This window comes from Intrasporangium zincisolvens, assembly GCF_034724055.1.
Lineage (GTDB): Bacteria > Actinomycetota > Actinomycetes > Actinomycetales > Dermatophilaceae > Monashia > Monashia zincisolvens.
Genome location: NZ_JAWIIL010000001.1, coordinates 847,494 through 865,218 on the forward strand (window position 1 = coordinate 847,494; position 17,725 = coordinate 865,218).

Annotated in this window: 17 protein-coding genes and 1 riboswitch; of the genes, 12 read left to right on the forward strand and 5 right to left on the reverse strand. The window is 74.7% G+C overall.

The features are described 5' to 3' along the window. Window positions 1-43 precede the first annotated feature (43 nt). Window positions 44-1,699: a urocanate hydratase gene (gene hutU, locus RY076_RS03805; RefSeq protein WP_323096263.1), complete on the forward strand. Its 1,656-nt coding sequence runs from the start codon at window positions 44-46 to the stop codon at window positions 1,697-1,699. On the opposite strand, the gene RY076_RS03810 is transcribed toward hutU, so the two are convergent. Further along, complete coding sequence (locus RY076_RS03810; RefSeq protein WP_323096264.1) at window positions 1,636-1,809, reverse strand: hypothetical protein; 174 nt, start codon at window positions 1,807-1,809, stop codon at window positions 1,636-1,638. The two genes, hutU and RY076_RS03810, sit on opposite strands and share 64 nt — an antisense overlap. Before the next feature lie 34 nt (window positions 1,810-1,843). Continuing rightward, window positions 1,844-2,389: an aminoacyl-tRNA deacylase gene (locus RY076_RS03815; protein ID WP_323096265.1), complete on the reverse strand. Its 546-nt coding sequence runs from the start codon at window positions 2,387-2,389 to the stop codon at window positions 1,844-1,846. A 77-nt stretch (window positions 2,390-2,466) separates the two neighbouring features. On the opposite strand from RY076_RS03815, the gene RY076_RS03820 reads away from it, so the two are divergent. The 3 genes from RY076_RS03820 to hutI are packed head-to-tail and all read left to right on the forward strand — an operon-like array spanning window position 2,467 to window position 6,265. Next, window positions 2,467-3,708, forward strand: coding sequence for an allantoate amidohydrolase (locus tag RY076_RS03820; RefSeq protein ID WP_278247779.1), 1,242 nt, complete (start codon window positions 2,467-2,469; stop codon window positions 3,706-3,708). After that, a complete protein-coding gene (locus tag RY076_RS03825) occupies window positions 3,705-5,063 on the forward strand; it encodes a formimidoylglutamate deiminase (RefSeq protein WP_323096266.1) in 1,359 nt (452 codons plus the stop codon). The genes RY076_RS03820 and RY076_RS03825 overlap by 4 nt, the downstream gene beginning before the upstream one ends. After that, window positions 5,060-6,265, forward strand: coding sequence for an imidazolonepropionase (gene hutI, locus RY076_RS03830; RefSeq protein ID WP_323096267.1), 1,206 nt, complete (start codon window positions 5,060-5,062; stop codon window positions 6,263-6,265). The genes RY076_RS03825 and hutI overlap by 4 nt, the downstream gene beginning before the upstream one ends. Before the next feature lie 15 nt (window positions 6,266-6,280). On the opposite strand, the gene RY076_RS03835 is transcribed toward hutI, so the two are convergent. Then, entirely contained in the window at window positions 6,281-6,484 is a 204-nt protein-coding gene (locus RY076_RS03835) for a DUF1918 domain-containing protein (RefSeq protein WP_323096268.1), read from the reverse strand. 230 nt (window positions 6,485-6,714) lie between these two features. Further along, on the reverse strand, window positions 6,715-8,145 hold the full coding sequence (locus tag RY076_RS03840; RefSeq protein WP_323096269.1) for an MBL fold metallo-hydrolase: 1,431 nt from the start codon (window positions 8,143-8,145) through the stop codon (window positions 6,715-6,717). A gap of 204 nt (window positions 8,146-8,349) precedes the next feature. Between RY076_RS03840 and RY076_RS03845 the strand changes: the two genes are divergently transcribed. Together RY076_RS03845 and RY076_RS03850 are read left to right on the forward strand one after the other, a co-directional pair. Next, window positions 8,350-9,648, forward strand: a complete 1,299-nt coding sequence (locus RY076_RS03845; protein WP_323096270.1) for a sensor histidine kinase — start codon at window positions 8,350-8,352, stop codon at window positions 9,646-9,648. Next, on the forward strand, window positions 9,645-10,367 hold the full coding sequence (locus RY076_RS03850; protein WP_323096271.1) for a response regulator transcription factor: 723 nt from the start codon (window positions 9,645-9,647) through the stop codon (window positions 10,365-10,367). Before RY076_RS03845 ends, RY076_RS03850 begins: the two co-directional genes overlap by 4 nt. A 29-nt stretch (window positions 10,368-10,396) precedes the next feature. Here the strand turns inward: RY076_RS03850 and RY076_RS03855 are convergent, their stop codons facing one another. Next, complete coding sequence (locus tag RY076_RS03855) at window positions 10,397-10,873, reverse strand: DUF4235 domain-containing protein (protein ID WP_323096272.1); 477 nt, start codon at window positions 10,871-10,873, stop codon at window positions 10,397-10,399. Between the two features lie 64 nt (window positions 10,874-10,937). After that, a riboswitch (TPP riboswitch) is annotated at window positions 10,938-11,053 on the forward strand. Between the two features lie 69 nt (window positions 11,054-11,122). Here RY076_RS03855 and RY076_RS03860 point away from each other — a divergent pair. The 6 genes from RY076_RS03860 to RY076_RS03885 all read left to right on the forward strand — a co-directional run bounded on the left by RY076_RS03860 (window position 11,123) and on the right by RY076_RS03885 (window position 17,644). Continuing rightward, complete coding sequence (locus RY076_RS03860) at window positions 11,123-11,737, forward strand: ECF transporter S component (RefSeq protein ID WP_323096273.1); 615 nt, start codon at window positions 11,123-11,125, stop codon at window positions 11,735-11,737. Window positions 11,738-11,844: 107 nt separating this feature from the next. Beyond that, window positions 11,845-14,094: an ATP-binding cassette domain-containing protein gene (locus tag RY076_RS03865; protein ID WP_323096274.1), complete on the forward strand. Its 2,250-nt coding sequence runs from the start codon at window positions 11,845-11,847 to the stop codon at window positions 14,092-14,094. A 136-nt stretch (window positions 14,095-14,230) separates the two neighbouring features. Then, a complete protein-coding gene (locus RY076_RS03870; protein WP_323096275.1) occupies window positions 14,231-14,692 on the forward strand; it encodes a hypothetical protein in 462 nt (153 codons plus the stop codon). Window position 14,693: 1 nt separating this feature from the next. Then, entirely contained in the window at window positions 14,694-15,290 is a 597-nt protein-coding gene (locus RY076_RS03875) for a histidine phosphatase family protein (protein WP_323096276.1), read from the forward strand. Continuing rightward, window positions 15,283-16,998: a polyprenol phosphomannose-dependent alpha 1,6 mannosyltransferase MptB gene (gene mptB / locus RY076_RS03880; RefSeq protein ID WP_323096277.1), complete on the forward strand. Its 1,716-nt coding sequence runs from the start codon at window positions 15,283-15,285 to the stop codon at window positions 16,996-16,998. The genes RY076_RS03875 and mptB overlap by 8 nt, the downstream gene beginning before the upstream one ends. Window positions 16,999-17,071: 73 nt before the next feature. Then, window positions 17,072-17,644, forward strand: coding sequence for a hypothetical protein (locus RY076_RS03885; RefSeq protein ID WP_323096278.1), 573 nt, complete (start codon window positions 17,072-17,074; stop codon window positions 17,642-17,644). Window positions 17,645-17,725 lie beyond the last annotated feature (81 nt).

A 17,725-nucleotide genomic window follows, 5' to 3' on the forward strand; every position in this document is an offset into this window, starting at 1 on the left:
GTGGCCACTCGACGGTGGAAGAGAAACGAGAAGGGAACCCGCCATGGAAGGTGCACGCCCCGTCCGCGCCGCGCGCGGCACACAGCTGACCGCTCAGTCGTGGGCCACCGAGGCCCCGCTGCGGATGCTCATGAACAACCTCGACCCCGAGGTGGCAGAGCGCCCCGACGACCTCGTCGTCTACGGCGGCACCGGCCGCGCCGCGCGCGACTGGAAGTCCTTCGACGCCATGGTCCGCACGCTGACGACCCTCAAGCAGGACGAGACGATGCTCGTCCAGAGCGGCCGGCCGGTCGGCGTCATGCAGACCCACGAGTGGGCGCCGCGCGTGCTCATCGCCAACTCCAACCTCGTCGGCGACTGGGCCACGTGGCCCGAGTTCCGCCGCCTCGAGCACCTCGGCCTGACGATGTACGGCCAGATGACGGCCGGCTCGTGGATCTACATCGGCACCCAGGGCATCGTCCAGGGCACGTACGAGACCTTCGCCGCGGTCGCCGAGAAGCGTTTCGGCGGCACCCTCGCGGGCACGCTCACCCTGACCGGTGGCTGCGGTGGCATGGGCGGCGCGCAGCCGCTCGCCGTCACCCTCAACGACGGCGCCTGCCTCATCGTCGACGTCGACCCCGCACGCCTGCACCGACGCGTCGAGCACCGCTATCTCGACGAGGTCGCCAAGGACCTCGACGACGCGATCGAGAAGGCCCTCGCCGCCAAGCGCGAGCGTCGCGGCTGGTCGGTCGGCGTCGTCGGCAACGCCGCCGAGGTCTTCCCCGAGCTGCTGCGCCGCGGCGTCGAGATCGACATCGTCACCGACCAGACCTCCGCCCACGACCCGCTGTCCTACCTGCCCGAGGGCGTCGCCCTCGAGGACTGGGCCGAGTACGCCGAGAAGAAGCCCGAGGACTTCACCGACCGGGCCCGCGCCTCGATGGCCAAGCACGTCAAGGCCATGGTCGAGTTCCAGGACGCCGGCGCCGAGGTCTTCGACTACGGCAACTCGATCCGCGACGAGGCCCGCCAGGGCGGCTACGACCGCGCCTTCGAGTTCCCCGGCTTCGTGCCGGCCTACATCCGCCCGCTGTTCTGCGAGGGCAAGGGCCCGTTCCGCTGGGCGGCGCTCTCGGGCGACCCGAAGGACATCGCCGCCACCGACAAGGCGGTGCTCGACCTCTTCCCCGACAACGACCGCCTGCACAAGTGGATCCGCGGCGCACAGGAGCGGATCGCCTTCCAGGGCCTGCCCGCCCGCATCTGCTGGCTCGGCTACGGCGAGCGCGACAAGGCCGGCCTCGCCTTCAACGAGCTCGTCCGAACCGGCGAGGTCAGCGCCCCGATCGTCATCGGCCGCGACCACCTCGACTCCGGCTCGGTGGCCAGCCCCTACCGCGAGACCGAGTCCATGGCCGACGGCTCCGACGCCATCGCCGACTGGCCGCTGCTCAACGCCCTCGTCAACACGAGCTCCGGCGCGAGCTGGGTCTCGATCCACCACGGCGGCGGCGTCGGCATCGGCCGCAGCCTCCACGCCGGCCAGGTGAGCCTCGCCGACGGTACCGACCTCGCCGCGCAGAAGCTGGCCCGCGTCCTGACCAACGACCCCGGCATGGGCGTCATCCGGCACGTCGACGCCGGCTACGAGATCGCCGACCAGGTCGCCCGCGAGCGCGGCGTGCGCATCCCCATGCAGGAGGGCTGACGCGCCGTGACGAGGCGCCGCGCGGCCATCCGTGCCGGCTCCATCGGCTCGCGCCACGACTCCGGGCCGTCGTCGGTGGCGCTCCCTCCGCCGACGACGGCCCGGGCCACCTCGCTCGGGCCCCCCGACGCGTCGTGGGCTGCCTCAGCGGTCCTTGCGGACCTCCTCGTCGGAGATGTCGGCCACGGTCGCGTCGAACACTCGGATGACGTCGTCGCCCGCGACCGTCAGGCCGACGCCGTGCTCGCCGCCGCCGATCGAGATGCGGCGCCCGACGAGGTGGGTGTCGGCGATGACGGGCAGGGCCGTCGCGGAGCCGAACGGGGTGATGGTGCCGCGCTCGTAGCCGGTGACGGCCATCGCGGCGTCGGCATCGGGCATCGAGATGCGGTTGGTGCCCAGCAGGGCGCGCACCTTGGCCCACGAGAACGTGCGGTCACCGGGCACCAGGACGAAGACGTGGTCGTCCTCGGCCCGGCGCACGACGAGCGTCTTGATGAGGTCGCGCGGCTCGATGCCCCGGGCGGCCGCGGCCTCCTCGAGGCTGCGTACCCGGCCGTGCCGCGTGGCCGTGAACTCGATGCCCGCGGCGCGCGCGGCGTCGACCGCTGGCGTGCGGATCTCCCCGGACTCACTACGCTCGGCGGTGTCATCACGGTCAGGGGTGTCTGGTGCGGCGTCGGGGGACATGTTCGACAGCCTAGGTTCGCGGGTCGGTGCACGGCACCGGCGATGCAGGACCGAGGCAGGAATGACGAGGTGACGAGGTGACGACGAGCTTCGACCGGATGTGGGCCGACCTCCAGCCGGTGGGCCGACACGACGGCACGGGCGGGTACCGGCGCTACGCGTGGACCCGCACCGACGACGACCTCCGCGAGTGGTTCGCGGCCGAGTGCCGGGCCCGTGGGCTCGCGGTCGTCGAGGACCGCGCCGGCAACCAGTGGGCCTGGTGGGGCGACCCCGACACGACGCCGGGCGTCGTCATCGGCTCGCACCTCGACTCGGTGCCCGACGGCGGTGCGTTCGACGGCCCGCTCGGGGTCGTCAGCGCCCTCGCCGTGGTCGACGACCTGCGGGCGGCCGGCGTCGAGAAGCCCGACGTGCCCCTCGGCGTCGTCAACTTCGTCGACGAGGAGGGCGCCCGCTTCGGCGTCGCCTGCGCCGGCTCGCGCCTCATCACCGGCGAGCTCGACGCCGACCGGGCCCGCGGGCTCGCCGACGGCGACGGCGTCACGATGGCCGAGGCCTGGCAGAAGGCCGGCCGCGACCCGGCCGCGATGGGTCCCGACCCCGAGGCCGTCCGCCGCGTCGGCCGGTTCGTCGAGCTGCACATCGAGCAGGGCAAGGCACTCGCGCTCGCCCCCGACGGCACCGACGACCTCTCCGACGACGCGCGCGCCGTGGCCATCGGCACCGACATCTGGCCGCACGGCCGCTGGCGCATCGACCTGCCCGGCGAGGCCAACCACGCCGGCACGACCCGCCTCGAGGACCGCCGCGACGCGATGATCGCCCTCGCTGACGTGGTGCACGCCGCCCGGTCGTACGCGACGGCGCTCGGCTGCGTCGCCACGGTCGGCAAGCTCGTCGTCGAGCCGGGCGGCGTCAACGCCGTGCCGAGCCACGTCACGGCCTGGCTCGACGCCCGAGGCCGGTCCGAGCACGCCGTGCGGGCCGTCGTCGAGGCCGTGGGCGCCGACGCCATGCGCACCGGCGGGGAGACGACCATCGAGTCATGGACGCCGCCGACGACCTTCGACGCCGGCCTCGTCGACGAGCTGCGGGCCGTCCTGCCCGACGCGCCGTTGCTCGGTACCGGGGCAGGCCACGACGCGGGCATTCTCGCCACCCACGGCGTCCCGTCGGCCATGCTGTTCGTGCGCAACCCGACCGGGGTGTCGCATTCGCCGAAGGAGTCGGCCTACCTCGACGACTGCCACCACGGCGTCAGCGCCCTCACCGCTGTGGTCTCTGCCCTCACCACCCGGAAGGACACCCCTCGATGACTTCGTTCTGGTGCGAGAGTGCTTGGCTGACAGGTGGTTTCGCCCACCGTGTCCGGCTGGTCACCGCCGACGGCTACTTCAAGGAGGTGCTCGTCGACGCCGACCCGGAGCCGGGCGACGTCCGCCTCCCCGGCGTCACGCTGCCCGGCATGGCCAACACGCACAGCCATGCGTTCCACCGGGCGCTCCGCGGGCGCGTCAACGGGGGCGGCGGCAACTTCTGGAGCTGGCGCGAGCAGATGTACGCCGCCGCCGAGAAGCTGAACCCCGACACGTACTTCACGCTCGCGCGCGCGGTCTTCGCCGAGATGGTGCAGGCCGGCTTCACCGTCGTCGGCGAGTTCCACTACGTGCACCACCGGCCGGGTGGCCACGCCTACCGCGACCCGAACGCCATGGGCCTGGCCGTGCGCCAGGCCGCCGAGGAGGCCGGCATCCGCCTCACGCTCCTCGACACGTGCTACCTCGAGGGCGGCCTCAACGGCGGTGGTCACGTGGAGCTGCACCCCGGGCAGCTGCGGTTCAGCGACGGCACCGTCGACGCGTGGGCCGAGCGGATGGCCTCGCGACCCGGCCCGACCGACCGCGTGCGGCTCGGTGCCGCGATCCACTCGGTGCGCGCCGTGCGCCGCGAGGACCTGCCCAAGGTCGTCGAGGCCGCCGGCGACCTCCCGCTGCACGTGCACCTGTCCGAGCAGCCGGGGGAGAACCTCGCCTGCCAGATGTACTACGGCTGCACGCCCACCGAGCTGCTCGACGGGGCCGGCGCGCTCGGGCCCGACCTCACGAGCATCCACGCGACGCACCTGACCGATCATGACGTCGAGCTGCTCGGCGGTACCGGCACCGGCGCGTGCATCTGCCCGACGACCGAGCGGGACCTCGCCGACGGCCTCGGGCTCTCGCGGGCCCTGCACGACGCCGGCAGCCCGATCTCGCTCGGCTCGGACCAGAACGTCATCATCGACCCCTTCGTCGAGCTGCGCGGCATCGAGATGCACGAGCGGCTCCTCACCAACGAGCGCGACCGGTTCTCGGCCAACGACCTGCTCCTCGCCGCCTCGTTCAACGGCTACCGGGCCCTCGGCTGGGCCGACGGCGGGCACCTGAGCAAGGGCGCCCTCGCCGACTTCGTCACGGTGCGCACCGACACGGTCAACACCGCGGGGTCCAACCACGACCAGATCATCTACTCGTGCGTGGCCTCCGACGTGTCGACGGTCGTCGTCGGCGGCGAGGTCGTCGTCAGCGACGGGCACCACCGCATGGGCGACGTCGGCCGGCTCCTCGGCGGCGCCATCGAGCGCCTCAGCGCCGGGGTGCCGGGCGGTGTCCACGGCGGGGTGCGCGCGTGAGCCTGCTCCTCACCGGGATCGCCGAGCTGACGACGAACGACGCTGCGGTCTCGGACTCGCTTCCGGCACAGGCCGACCCGGGCGACCGGCTGCTCGGCGTCATCCGCGACGCCGCGGTGGTCGTGTCCGTCGACGGCGTGCTCGAGTGGGTGGGACGCTCGGCCGACGCGCCTCCCGCCGACGCGTCGCGCGACCTCGGCGGTCGGGCCGTGATCCCGGGTTTCGTCGACTCGCACACCCACCTCGTCTTCGCCGGCGACCGTTCGGCGGAGTTCGCGGCGCGGATGACGGGCACGCCCTACGACGGCGGCGGCATCCGGGTGTCCGTCGAGGCGACGCGGGCCGCCTCCGACGCGGAGCTGCTCGCCCTCGTGCGCGGCCGCGTCGCCGAGATGCGGGCCCAGGGCACGACGACCGTCGAGATCAAGAGCGGCTACGGCCTGACCCTCGAGGACGAGGTGCGGGCGCTGCGCATCGCGGGCGAGGTGACGGCTCACACGACGTTCCTCGGCGCCCACGTCGTGCCCCCGGAGTTCGCGTCCGACCGGTCGGCCTACGTCGACCTGGTCACCGGTCCGATGCTCGATGCTGTTGCGCCGCAAGGCGGTCCGGCCCTGGCTGAGAGCATCGACGTGTTCTGCGAGCCGAACTCGGCGCACGCCTTCGACGGCGACGAGTCGCGTGCGGTCCTGACCGCCGGGCGCGACCGGGGCCTGCGGCTCCGGGTCCACGGCAACCAGCTTGGCCACGGCCCCGGCGTCCGGCTCGCCTGCGAGCTCGGAGCGGCGAGCGTCGACCACTGCACCTACCTCGACGACGCCGACGTCGACGCCCTCGTCGGCGCTCGCGGCGCGACGGTCGCGACCCTCCTGCCCGGCGTCGAGTTCTCGACCCGCTCGCCCTACCCGGACGCCCGCCGGCTCATCGACGCCGGGGTCGACGTCGCGCTCGCCTCGGACTGCAACCCGGGCACGTGCTACTCCTCGTCGATGCCGTTCGCGATCGCGCTCGCGGTGCGCGAGATGGGGATGACCCCGGCCGAGGCGTTGCACGCCGCGACGGCGGTGTCGGCGCGCTCGCTCGGCCTCGACCGACGCGTCGCGCCCGGGCAGCCCGCCGAGCTCGCCGTCATCGACGGCCCGAGCCACCTGCACCTGTCCTACCGCGCCGGTGTCCCCATCGTCCGAGCCCTCGACCTCTGACGCGTCGAGCAGGGGTCAGCCTGCGGCGTCCTCGGGGTGCTCGCACTTGAGGACGGACCCCGGGCCGGGGTGGATGAGGCCGGTGTGGCCGTCGGACCACTCGACGACGTACGGCGGGCCGCCGCCCTCGCCCTTGACCTCGCGGATCACGCCGGTCCGCGTCGTCTGGCCGACGTGCTCGGCCGCCATCGTGATGCGGTCGCCCACCTTGGCGTCCATGGGTCCACCTCCTCGTGCAGTGCCTGCGTGCTCGTGACCGGAGCCCGTCGTGGGGTCCGGATCCAGCACACCACCACCGGACCCCGCGCGGGAAGGGTTCGACCGCGATCACTCGCGTCTGTGCGTCCGAGCCGTTCACGATGACGACCACGAACCGCGGCGGGCCGGGAGGCCCGAGCACGAGCGTCCCTGCGCACGCCGAAGGTGGTCGTCATCCCGTACACCGACGCTCAGTCGAGGAGGACGCGCTCGCCGAGGCGGGGGACCGACACGGCGCAGTCCAGCTCGTCCCGGACGCGCCGAGCCAGGGACCGGGCGGCCTCGGGCTCGCCGTGCACCACGTGGACGGTCCGGGGCGCCTCGGGCAGCTCGTGCAGCCACGCGAGCAGCTCGTCGGCGTCAGCATGCACCGACAGGTCGTCGAGGGCCACGACCTCGGCCCGCACCCGCACGTACCGCCCGCCGATCTTGAGCTCGCGCGCCCCCTCGAGCAGCGACCGCCCGCGCGTGCCGATGGCCTGGTAGCCGGTGAGCAGCACGGTGTTGCGCGCATAGGGCAGCAGCGAGGCGAGGTGGTGCACGACGCGTCCACCGGTCGCCATGCCCGAGGCCGACACGATGACCGACGGGGTGCCCGGGGTGTTGAGCCGGATCGACTCCTCGGCGGTGCGGGCCTCGCGCAGCTGCCGTAGCCCGCGCAGCTCCTCGAGCGCCTCGGGGCGCACCTCGCCGGTGTGCGAGGCCTCGCGGTAGATCCGCAGCGCTGCCAGAGCCATCGGGCTGTCGACCCAGATCGGCACGTCGGGCACGGCCCCGGACGCGACGAGCTCGGCGAGCGCGTGGAGCACCACCTCGGTGCGGTCGACGGCGAAGGCCGGGATGACGACCGACCCGCCCCGCGCGATGGTCCGGCGGATCGCCTCGGCCATGACGGTGTGCCCCGGGTCGACCGGCGGGTGGGCGCGGTCGCCGTAGGTCGACTCGACGACGACGGTGCGCGCCGCCGGCGGCCGGGCCCGTGGCTGCAGCACCGGGTGAGTCGGGCGCCCGAGGTCGCCGGAGAAGAGCACGCTCGACGCACCGCTCTCGAGCAGGATGCTCGAGGAGCCGAGGATGTGCCCGGCGGGGACGAAGCGCAGCCGGGTCGTGCCGTCGGTCGAGACCGGAACCGTGGTGTCGTAGTCGGTCGGGTGCAGCAGCTCGACGGCCCGCTCGGCGTCCTCCCCGGTGTAGAGGGGGAGCGGGGGGTCGTGCTTGGACCACCCGCTGCTCCGGGCCCACTCGGCCTCCTCCTCCTGCAGGTGGGCGCTGTCCCGCAGCACGACCGCCGCGAGCTCGGCGGTGCCCGACGTCGCGAGCACGGGGCCGCGATAGCCCTCGCGCACGAGCGCCGGAAGGTAGCCGCAGTGGTCGAGGTGCGCGTGCGTCAGCGCCACGGCGTCGAGGCTCGCCGGGTCGACCGGCGCCGGGCGCCAGTTGAGCTCGCGCCAGCGGCGCTCCCCCTGGTACAGCCCGCACTCGACGAGGACGCGGCACCCCGCGCCCCAGCCGGCCCGGGCCTCGCCGGCCGCGTCGACGAGGAACATGCTTCCGGTCACCGTGCCCGCGGCTCCGAGGAACGTCAACGTCGGTGTCCGGTGCCCGTTGCTTCGAGCGCCCATGACGGCTCCTTCCCACCTCCATCGTCCGCCGCCGGGCACGCGGCGTCAGTGACTCCCGGCGCACCGGTGACGTGACGCTCGACGCACCCCGCGGGGTCGCGGTCCGCCGCGTCCGCCCGTCCGCCCGTGGTCGCACCCGGCCCCGACGCCGGTGCGACCGCGGTGGGACGCGCCGGGGTCCTCGGCTCGCCTAGGCTCCGACGCATGAGGGAGGGGTCCGTGTACGACTGGCTGCAGCGGCGTCCCCTCCTGCTCGACGTGCCGCTCGCCCTCTTCTTCGGCGGGGTGGGCACCATCGTGCTCGGCTCGAGCAGCTCGTCGGCGGCCTGGGCGCTGCTCGGGCTGCCGAACCTCGCCCTCGTCGTGCGCCGCCGCCGCCCGCCCCTCGCCTTCGGCGTCGTCAGCGTGGGGCTGGCCCTGCGCACCATCCCCGAGTCCAACATCCTGTTTGGCGACCTCGCCTTCCTCGTCGCCCTCTACTCGCTGGCCGCGTACGAGCGGCGCCGGCGGGTGCGCTGGGCCGGCCTCGGCGTCGCGGCCCTCGGCGCTGCCATCGCGGCGCTGCGCTTCACCGGCGAGGTCGACCGGTCGCCCGACCTCGTGGCCGTGGTCTTCACCTTCGTCGCCTGCGCGACGGCCGCCCTGTCCGCGTACACGCTGGGCGACCTCAAGCGCGCCCGGCTCCAGCGGCTCGCCGACCTGCAGGACCGCGCCGAGCGCGTCGAGCGCGAGCGCGAGCAGGAGCTGCGGCTCGCTGCCCAGCAGGAGCGGGCCGCCATCGCCCGGGAGATGCACGACGTCGTCGCGCACGCCCTGTCGGTCATCGTCGTGCAGGCCGACGGCGCCGCGTACGCCGCGACGCGTCGCCCCGACGGCGCCCTCGAACAGGCCGTCCGCACGCTCGAGACCGTCGCCGCGACGGCCCGCGACGCCCTCGGCGAGACCCGACGCCTCGTCGGCGTGCTCCGCGACCCGGAGTCCGGCGCCGAGCTCGCACCGACCGGTGGCCTCGACCAGCTCGACGACCTCGTGGCCGGCGTCCGCGCGGCCGGGGTCCCCGTGACGCTCAGCGTGCGGGGCACCGACGCGTCCCGCCCGGTCGCGCTCGACCTCGCCGCCTACCGCGTCGTGCAGGAGGGACTGACCAACGTCATCAAGCACGCCGGCCCCGGGGCGCAGGCCGTCGTCGACGTCGTCCAGCAGGACGGGCGGCTGCGGGTGTGCGTCAGCGATGACGGCGTCGGCGCCGGCAGTCCCGACGACGGCCGCGGTCATGGGCTCGCGGGGATGCGCGAGCGGGTCGCCGTGCACGACGGCACGCTGACCGCCGGACCGCGCGGAGTCCGCGGGTTCGAGGTGCTCGCGACGATGCCGCTGCCGGCTCGCCCAGCCGTGGACCCAGCCGTGGACCGCACCGTGGACCCCACCGTGCCCGTGACGACGACCCCCACCCGCGCCGTGCCGACGGACGGCCCGGAACGCGTCGACGAGAGGACCCGATGACGACCCCCACCGCCCTCGAGCCGACGGCTCCCGCCGGTCCCGCTCGGGTCATGATCGTCGACGACCAGGCCCTCGTGCGGGCCGGGTTCCGGATGGTCCTCGACGCCGAGCCGGACGTCGAGGTCGTGGCCGAGGCCGGCGACGGTCAGGCCGCGCTCGACCTGCTGCCCGGTCGCGACGTCGACGTCGTGCTCATGGACATCCGGATGCCACGGCTCGACGGCATCGAGGCCACCCGGCGGATCGTCGAGAGCGCCTCTGCCGCAGGCGCGTCCGGCCCGCGGGTGCTCGTGCTCACGACGTTCGACCTCGACGAGTACGTGCTCGCCGCCCTCCGGGCCGGGGCGGCCGGCTTCCTCCTCAAGGACGCCGGCCCGGCCGAGCTGCTCTCGGCGATCCGGGCCGTGCGCACCGGTGACGCCGTCGTCGCGCCCGGCCCGACGCGCCGCCTGCTCGACCGCTTCCTTCCGGTCCTCGACGACCCCGGTCGCCCCGAGGGGATCGAGCGGCTCGACGTGCTGACCGAGCGCGAGCGGGAGGTGCTCGTCGCCGTCGGTCGGGGCCTGAACAACACCGAGATCGCCGCGTCGTTCTTCCTCGCCGAGGCGACCGTCAAGACGCACATCGGGCGGATCCTGGCCAAGCTCGGCCTGCGTGACCGGGTCCAGATGGTCGTGCTGGCCTACGAGACCGGGCTCGTCCGCGTGGGCGACGCGTAGGGCGGAGCGCCCCTGAGCCGCCCCTCCTCTCAGCCGTTGCCGGTGGCCTTGTCGATGGCCTTCTGGGTCGCCTTCTCCGCCTTGTGCTTGGCCTTGGCGAGCTTCTTGGCGACCTTCTTGTCCTCGGGCGCGACCTGGTCGTCCTCGAGGGCCTTGGGCAGGTGGCCGGAGGAGCGGCGGTAGTACGTGGCCGCGCCCCGCTCGGCGGCGACCCGCGCGGCCGCCACGGCCATCGAGGAGATCGCCGTGAAGAGGATGACGTCGCGGGTCTTCTCGCGCTCGTAGTCGCCCTTGACCGGCACGTTGCGGCCGGTCGCCAGCTTCCACCCCTTCTGGGCGGCGTCGGTGGCGAGCTTGGTCGCCACGAGGGTGGTGCCGACGCTCAGCAGCTTCCACATCGCGTTGCCCGCAGCGGTGTGCTGGGTGGTCGCGTCGTCCGCCTTCGCCACGGCCCGGGAGGCCGCTCCCTTGGCCTTCTTCGCGCTCTGCTTTCCACTACGTGCCATGGCGTGACTGTACCCACGGCGTCGGGGGTAGAGTCACCCCCGACAACTGAACAGCACCACCACACCCATACGACAGGGGAGCGCGAACGCGCTGAGAGTGCGGCAGCCCGGAGGGCAGAGCCGCAGACCCTCGAACCTGCTCCGGTTAGCACCGGCGAAGGAAGTCGGTATCTCAGGCCACCCGCCGGCGTCACGGACGCCGCGGCGTGTCCTCCCCGAGGTATCCATCGGAGACCCGGGAGTCACACCATGTCCAGCACCATCACCGCGAGCGGGCCGCTGACCCGCTGGCGCACCATCGACCTGCTCACCTGCGCCTTCCTCGGTGTCGCCTTCGGCGTCGCCTACTGGGCCTGGGGGCTCGTCTACGCCATCCCGTCCAACGCGGTGTCGGCCGGCTTCCCGCCGCTCGGCGCCCTCTTCAACTGGCCGTGGCTCGTCGCGGGCCTCGTCGGGATGCTCGTCATCCGGCGTCCGGGCGCGGCCGTGTTCACCGAGCTGCTCGCCGCGATCGTCTCCGCGCTCATCGGGACGCAGTGGGGCATCACGACCGTCGTGTCCGGCCTCGCGCAGGGTCTCGGCGTCGAGCTCGGCTTCGCCCTCTTCGGCTACACCGTCTACCGATGGGGTCCGCTGCTGCTCGGCGGTTTCCTCGGCGGCGCGTTCGAGGCCGTGTACGAGTGGTACTCCTACTGGACCGACTGGGGCTGGGGCTACAAGGTGGCCTACCTGTTCCTCCTCGGCGGCTCGGTGGCCGTCTTCGGCTCGGCGCTCGCGCTCGGCCTGACGCGGCTTCTCGCGAAGGCCGGCGCCCTGGCCGCGTTCCCGCCCGGTCAGGAGGCCCGGGAGCGGACCGCGTCCTGAGGTCGGTCGTGCACGAGCTCTCTGACGCCGGTTCGAGGTCTTCGGCGACCACATCCGGTCGCCGAACGCCTCGACCCGGTGCAGACGCGTCGGGAACGCGCATCGAGGTGCGCGACCTGACCTGGCGGCCGTACGGCCGCTCGCGACCGGTCCTCGACCACCTCGACCTCACCGTCGAGCCCGGCGAGCGCGTGCTGCTCGCCGGGCCGAGCGGGTCGGGCAAGTCGACGCTGCTGCGCGCCGTCGCGGGGCTGCTGCTCACGGCCGACGCGGGTGACCTGTCCGGTGAGGTCACCGTGGGCGGCGCTGCGCCGCAGACGGTTCCGGGCTCGGTGGGCCTCGTGCTGCAGGACCCGGGCGCCGGCGTCGTCGCATCCACCGTGGGGCGCGACGTCGCGTTCGGGCTCGAGAACGTGCTGGTCCCGCGGGACCGGATGCCGGAGCGGGTCGTGGCCGCCCTCGCCGAGGTCGGCCTGACGATGCCGCCGTCGAGCCCGCCGGCGACGCTGAGCGGTGGCGAGTCCCAGCGCCTGGCCCTCGCCGGCGCGCTCGTCATGGAGCCGTCGGTGCTCCTGCTCGACGAGCCGACCGCGATGCTCGACGCCGCCACCGCGGCCGAGGTCCGACGCGTCGTGGCCGACGTCGTGACGCGTCGGGGCCTGACGCTCGTCGTCGTCGAGCACCGACTCGACGGCTGGGTCGACCTCGTCGACCGACTCGTCGTCCTCGACGCGAACGGCTCGGTCGTCACCGACGGTCCGCCGCGGGCGGTGCTCGATCGCGACGCGGAAATCCTTGCCTCACAGGGCATCTGGGTCCCCGGTGTGCCAGACCCCGCCCCGCAGCACCTCGACCTCCCACCCCTGCCCGACGCGTCCTCCGGGCTCGTTCCGACCGGTGGTGTCGTCGCGTCCGCGGTCGGGATCGGGGTCGAGCACCGCACGCGCCGCCTCGGCGAGCCGGCCCGCACCACCACCGCGGTCGTCGACGCCGACCTCGAGGCACGCGCCGGCCACACCCTCGCGCTCGTCGGCCCGAGCGGCGCCGGCAAGTCGTCGCTCATGAGCGCCCTCGGCGGTCTGGTCGAGCCGGCCGCCGGACGCGTCGAGCTCGCCCTGCCCCTCGTGCCCGGTGACGACGCCTCGCGCGCCCGCGTCGACCCGCCGCACGACTGGGCCTCCCGCGACCTCGCCCGCGCCGTCGCGTGGGTGCCGCAGCGTGCCGCCACCGCCGTGGTCGGCCGCACCGTCCGCGACGACGTGCTCACCACCCTGCACGCGCTCGACGCCGACCCCACCGCCGCCGATGCCCGCGCCGACGCACTGCTGGCCGCCCTCGGCCTGGCCCACCTCGCCGGTGCCGACCCGCGCCAGCTCTCCGGGGGTGAGCAGCGCCGGCTCGCCATGGCCTCGGCCGTCGCCCACGGACCCGCGCTGCTGCTCGCCGACGAGCCGACCGTCGGGCAGGACCGCCTGACGTGGGCGTCCGTCACAGGCGTCCTCGAGGCCGCCCGCGGCGAGGGCTCGGCGGTCGTCGTCACGACCCACGACCCCGGCGTCGTGGCCCGCGCCGACGGCGTCCGTCAGGTGACGCGTCCCGAGCAGCCGTCGCCCGACCCGGTGCCCGAGCGGCGCACGCTCGTCTCGCGGGCCGGGCCCCTCTCGCTCGTCGCCGCCGCGCTCTGCGTGCTGCCCCTGCCGGCCCTGCTCGACACGTGGCGCCAGGGCCTGGCCGTGCTCGGCGTCGAAGTGCTCCTCGCGGCCCTCGCCCTGCTCGCGCCGGGCGAGGGGCGGCGCCCGGTCGGGCGGGTCCGGGGCGTGCTCGCCCGGCTCGCCCCGGCGGCGCTCGCCGTCGTCGGCGTCGCGTGGTCGGCGTGGCTGCTCGGCGGGCGTGACCTCGAGGTCGCCGCCGGGGCGGCGCTCCGCGTCCTGTGCCTGCTGCTGCCCTCGGCAGTCGTGGTCGGCGCCATCGACCCCGACGCCCTCGGCGACCACCTGGCCCAACGGCTCCGGCTGCCGGCCCGGCCGGTCGTCGCGGCCACCGCGGCCCTGCAGCGGCTCCAGTCCTTCGACGCCCTGTGGGGCGAGCTCATGACGACCCGCCGGGTGCGCGGCATCGCCGGCGCCGGCCTGCTGGACCGTGGCCGTGAGGCGGTCGTCGTCACCGGTGGCCTGCTGCTCGGGGCGCTCGGGCAGGCGGCCGCGCTCGCCCTCGCCATGGACGCGCGCGGGTTCGCCGAGGCCCGCCGTCGCACGTGGGCCGGTCCCGCGCCGTGGCACAGACCCGACACCGTGGCCGTGGCCGCAGGCCTGCTCGTCATCGCGACCGGCGTGGCCGCGCGCCTGCTCCTGCCCTGAACAGGGACGCGGGGCACAATGGGCGCGAACCGCGCCCGGGCGCCGCGTCGACGCCTCGGCGAGCCGCTCGTGGTGCCGCCGTCGACGCACCCCAGCAGGAAGAGGTGGACCCGTGCCGCGTCCCCGACGTCTGGCCGTGAGGCCGCTCGCTCTCGCCGCCGTCGCCGCCCTCGCCCTCGGGGCGTGCGGCCAGCCGACGCCCTCGACCCCCGACGACGGCGCCACGGTGAGCGTGCCGGTGCAGCCGACGATCCTGCCCGACACCGGCACCACCGCCCCCGACGACGCCACGCCGTCGGCCGCGGGCGACGGCGGCCTCTTCGACGCCAGCGCGAGCCTGACCGGCGTCGAGTGCGCGCCCGGAGCCGGCGACGTCTGGAGCCTGACCGGCACGCTGAAGAACCCCGACACGCAGCAGCACACGTTCACCGTCGGCGTCTTCATCGTCAAGTCCTCCGACGGCTCGGAGGTCGTGAGCAAGGAGGTCGACGTGCCCCTCGCTGCGGGCGCGACGGCCCCGGTGTCGGTCGAGAAGTTCTGGACCGGGAGCAAGACCGGCGTCGAGTGCCTCACCGGCGTCACCGTGAAGGACCAGTGACGTGCGGCTCTTCCTCGTGCGCCACGGCCAGACCCACGCCAACGTCGCCCGCCAGCTCGACACCGCCGTGCCCGGTCTCGACCTCACCGACGAGGGGCGCGCCCAGGCCCACGCCCTCGCCGAGCGCCTCCGCGGCGAGGACCTCGGCGCCATCTACACCTCCGACCTCGTGCGCACCCAGCAGACGGCCGCGCCGCTCGCCGCCGCGCTCGGCCTCGAGATGGTCGTCCTCGCCGGCCTGCGCGAGATCCAGGCCGGCGACTGGGAGATGTCGACCGAGTGGCAGCCCTACATCGACGCCCTCGTGAAGTGGCGTGACGACCCCTTCCACCCCATTCCCGGCGGCGAGAGCGGCGCCGAGTTCCTCGCCCGCTACGACGCCGCCATCGCGCAGATCGTCGCGGGCGGCCACGAGTCGGCGCTCGCCGTCAGCCACGGCGCCGCCATGCGCGTCTGGTGCGCGGCCTCGCTCGGGCTGCCGGGCTCGTTCTTCGACGACCGGCGCGTCGACAACACCCACGTCGTCACGCTCGAGGGCGACCCCGAGGCGGGCTGGCGGCTCCTCGCCTGGGGTGACGAGCCGGTCACACATGGCTGAGGCTGTGCCGCCGCGCGGCTGGTCGGCCCGCGTGTCCGACGCGTGGGGCCGGCTCGTGCGCGACGACCCCGACCGCGTCGCCGCCCTGACCTCGGCGGCCCGCCGGTCGAAACCGGCGCGCTGGCGATGGGCCGGCGTCGCCGCGTCGCTCGCCCTGGCCGCCGCGTCGTGGGGTGCTGGCGCCCGCCCCGAGCTGAACCAGCACGTGCTCTGGCCGGGGGTGGCCTGGTGGCGCGACACGGGCGGCTCGCCCCTGCTCGCGACCGTGGCGCTGCTGGCGATGGTCGGGTTCGTCGTCGCGTGGTGGCGGTTGCGGTGGGCCCGGGTCACGGTCGGCTGGTGGCAGACGACGGCGGCGCTGTGGTTCGCGCCGCTCGTGGCATCGGTGCCGCTCTACAGCCGCGACCTCTACTCCTACGCGGCGCAGGGCCTGCTGTGGTCCGAGGGCCTCAGCCCCTACGACCACACGGTCCGCGAGCTGGACTCCGACTGGCGCCTCTCCACCGCCCCGACGTGGCTCGACACCCCGACGCCGTACGGGCCGGTGTGGCTGCTGCTGGCCCGCGGCGTCGCGTCGATGTCGGGCGGTCACCTCTGGGTGGCGCTGCTCCTGCTGCGGCTGCTCGCCGTCGTCGGGGTCGTCGTCATCGCGTGGGCCGTCCCCGACGTCGCCCGACGCCTCGGCACCGACCCGGCGCGCGCGACGTGGCTCGCCGTCGCATGCCCCCTCGTCGGCGTGCACTTCGTCAGCGGCGCCCACAACGACGCGCTCATGGTCGCGGCGGTGCTCGGCGGCCTCGCCCTTGCCCTGCGGGGGCGGTTCGTCACGGCTGCCGTCGTCGTCGCCCTCGGGGCGATGGTCAAGGTGACCGCCGTCGTCGCGCTGCCGTTCCTCGCGCTGCTCTGGGCCCGGCACGCCCTGCGACGCTCCGGGCGCAGCGGCCCGTTGCGCTGGCCCGGCGTCGTGCGCGCCGGGGCCCTGACGCTGCTCGCCGCCGGTGTCGTCATGGCGGCCGGTGGGTTGCTCACCCGGCTCGGGTTCGCCTGGCTCAACCCCGGCGCGACGCCGGGTCGCAACGAGCAGTGGACCTCGCTGCCCACCGGCGTCGGGATCGCGGTGCAGGCGGTCGGCACGGTGCTCGGGCAGGACGGCTGGCGCGAGCCGGCCGTGGACCTCGCGCGCACGGTCGGCCTCGTCGTCCTCGCGGTGCTGCTCGTGCTCGTGTGGCTCGGGGCCGCCAAGCCCGCCGCGCCGGCCGGACCCACCGGACGCCGCGCGTCGGGCCGTCGCGGGCCCGGGCGGCGAGCCGCGTCCGACGACACGGCGCGCACGGTGCGGGCCCTCGGGTGGGGCCTGCTCGCCGTCGTCGTGCTCGCGCCGGTCTTCCTGCCCTGGTACTTCCTCTGGGTGCTGCCGGTGCTCGCCGTGTCGCTCGCCCCGTCGTGGGAGCGCGCCGAGAAGCCGCTCGCCGTCCTCGCGAGCGTCGTGTGCTTCATGACGCTGCCGGAGGGCTACAGCCTCGGCCTGTCGACGACTGCTGTGGGGGTGCCGCTCGACCTCGTCGCGCTCGGTGTGCTCCTGACGCTCGCATGGCGCACCGGCCGACGCGTGGACCCGCGCCTGCTCGACCTCTCCCGCCCGCTCCTGCGCCGCCGGTCGGCGCCGGAACGAGCCGACCGCCAGGGCGCCAAACCGGTGAACGGCTGACCTCCGGTTACGGAATGGAGACGGTTCGGGTCCGGTCCTGACGCGCGGGCCGGAGCTGTCCCACACTGTGCCGGTGAGCGACTCCGGCTTCGTCGACGAGGCCCCGAAACGGGCGCGGCGGCGGCGTGGCGCCCCGGCGCCCGGCGGTGGCCCCGCAGCACCCCAGCCGCCCCGCTCGCCGGAGACGAACGGCTCGCGCGGAACGCGTCGGCCGGGCCCGGCGGCCACCGTCTTCGTCGTGCTCCTGCTCGTCTTCGTCGGCCTCGCCGGCTGGGCCTGGACCTCGCGCGTGCACGCCGACGACGTCGCCGCGTTCACCGCCCTCGACCAGGACATCACCGAGATGGACCGCCTCCTGACGCCCCAGGGCCACGGCGAGGCACCGCCCTGCCGCGACTCCGACGACGGCGTCGTGACGCGCACCTACCCGCCATCGACCGGTCCAGCCGCCTCGCAGATGGTCGGCTACCTCCAGCAGTCCGGCTGGTCGTCCTCGGCGCCGACGCAGCCGGCCGTCGCGCACCTGACCCGCACCGTCGAGGGCCACGTGCAGACGATCGACCTCGTCGCCCCGAGCCTCGACCAGCTCGTGACGACCCTGACCGCCCGCAGCCCTGCGTCGGCGTTCGGCTGCCTCGGTCGCTGACGCGTCGGGCGTGAGTCCACGGGGCGGACGGGGGCGTCCACGCCTCGGGACGGTCGGAGACGTGACGGACGCGACGGGCCA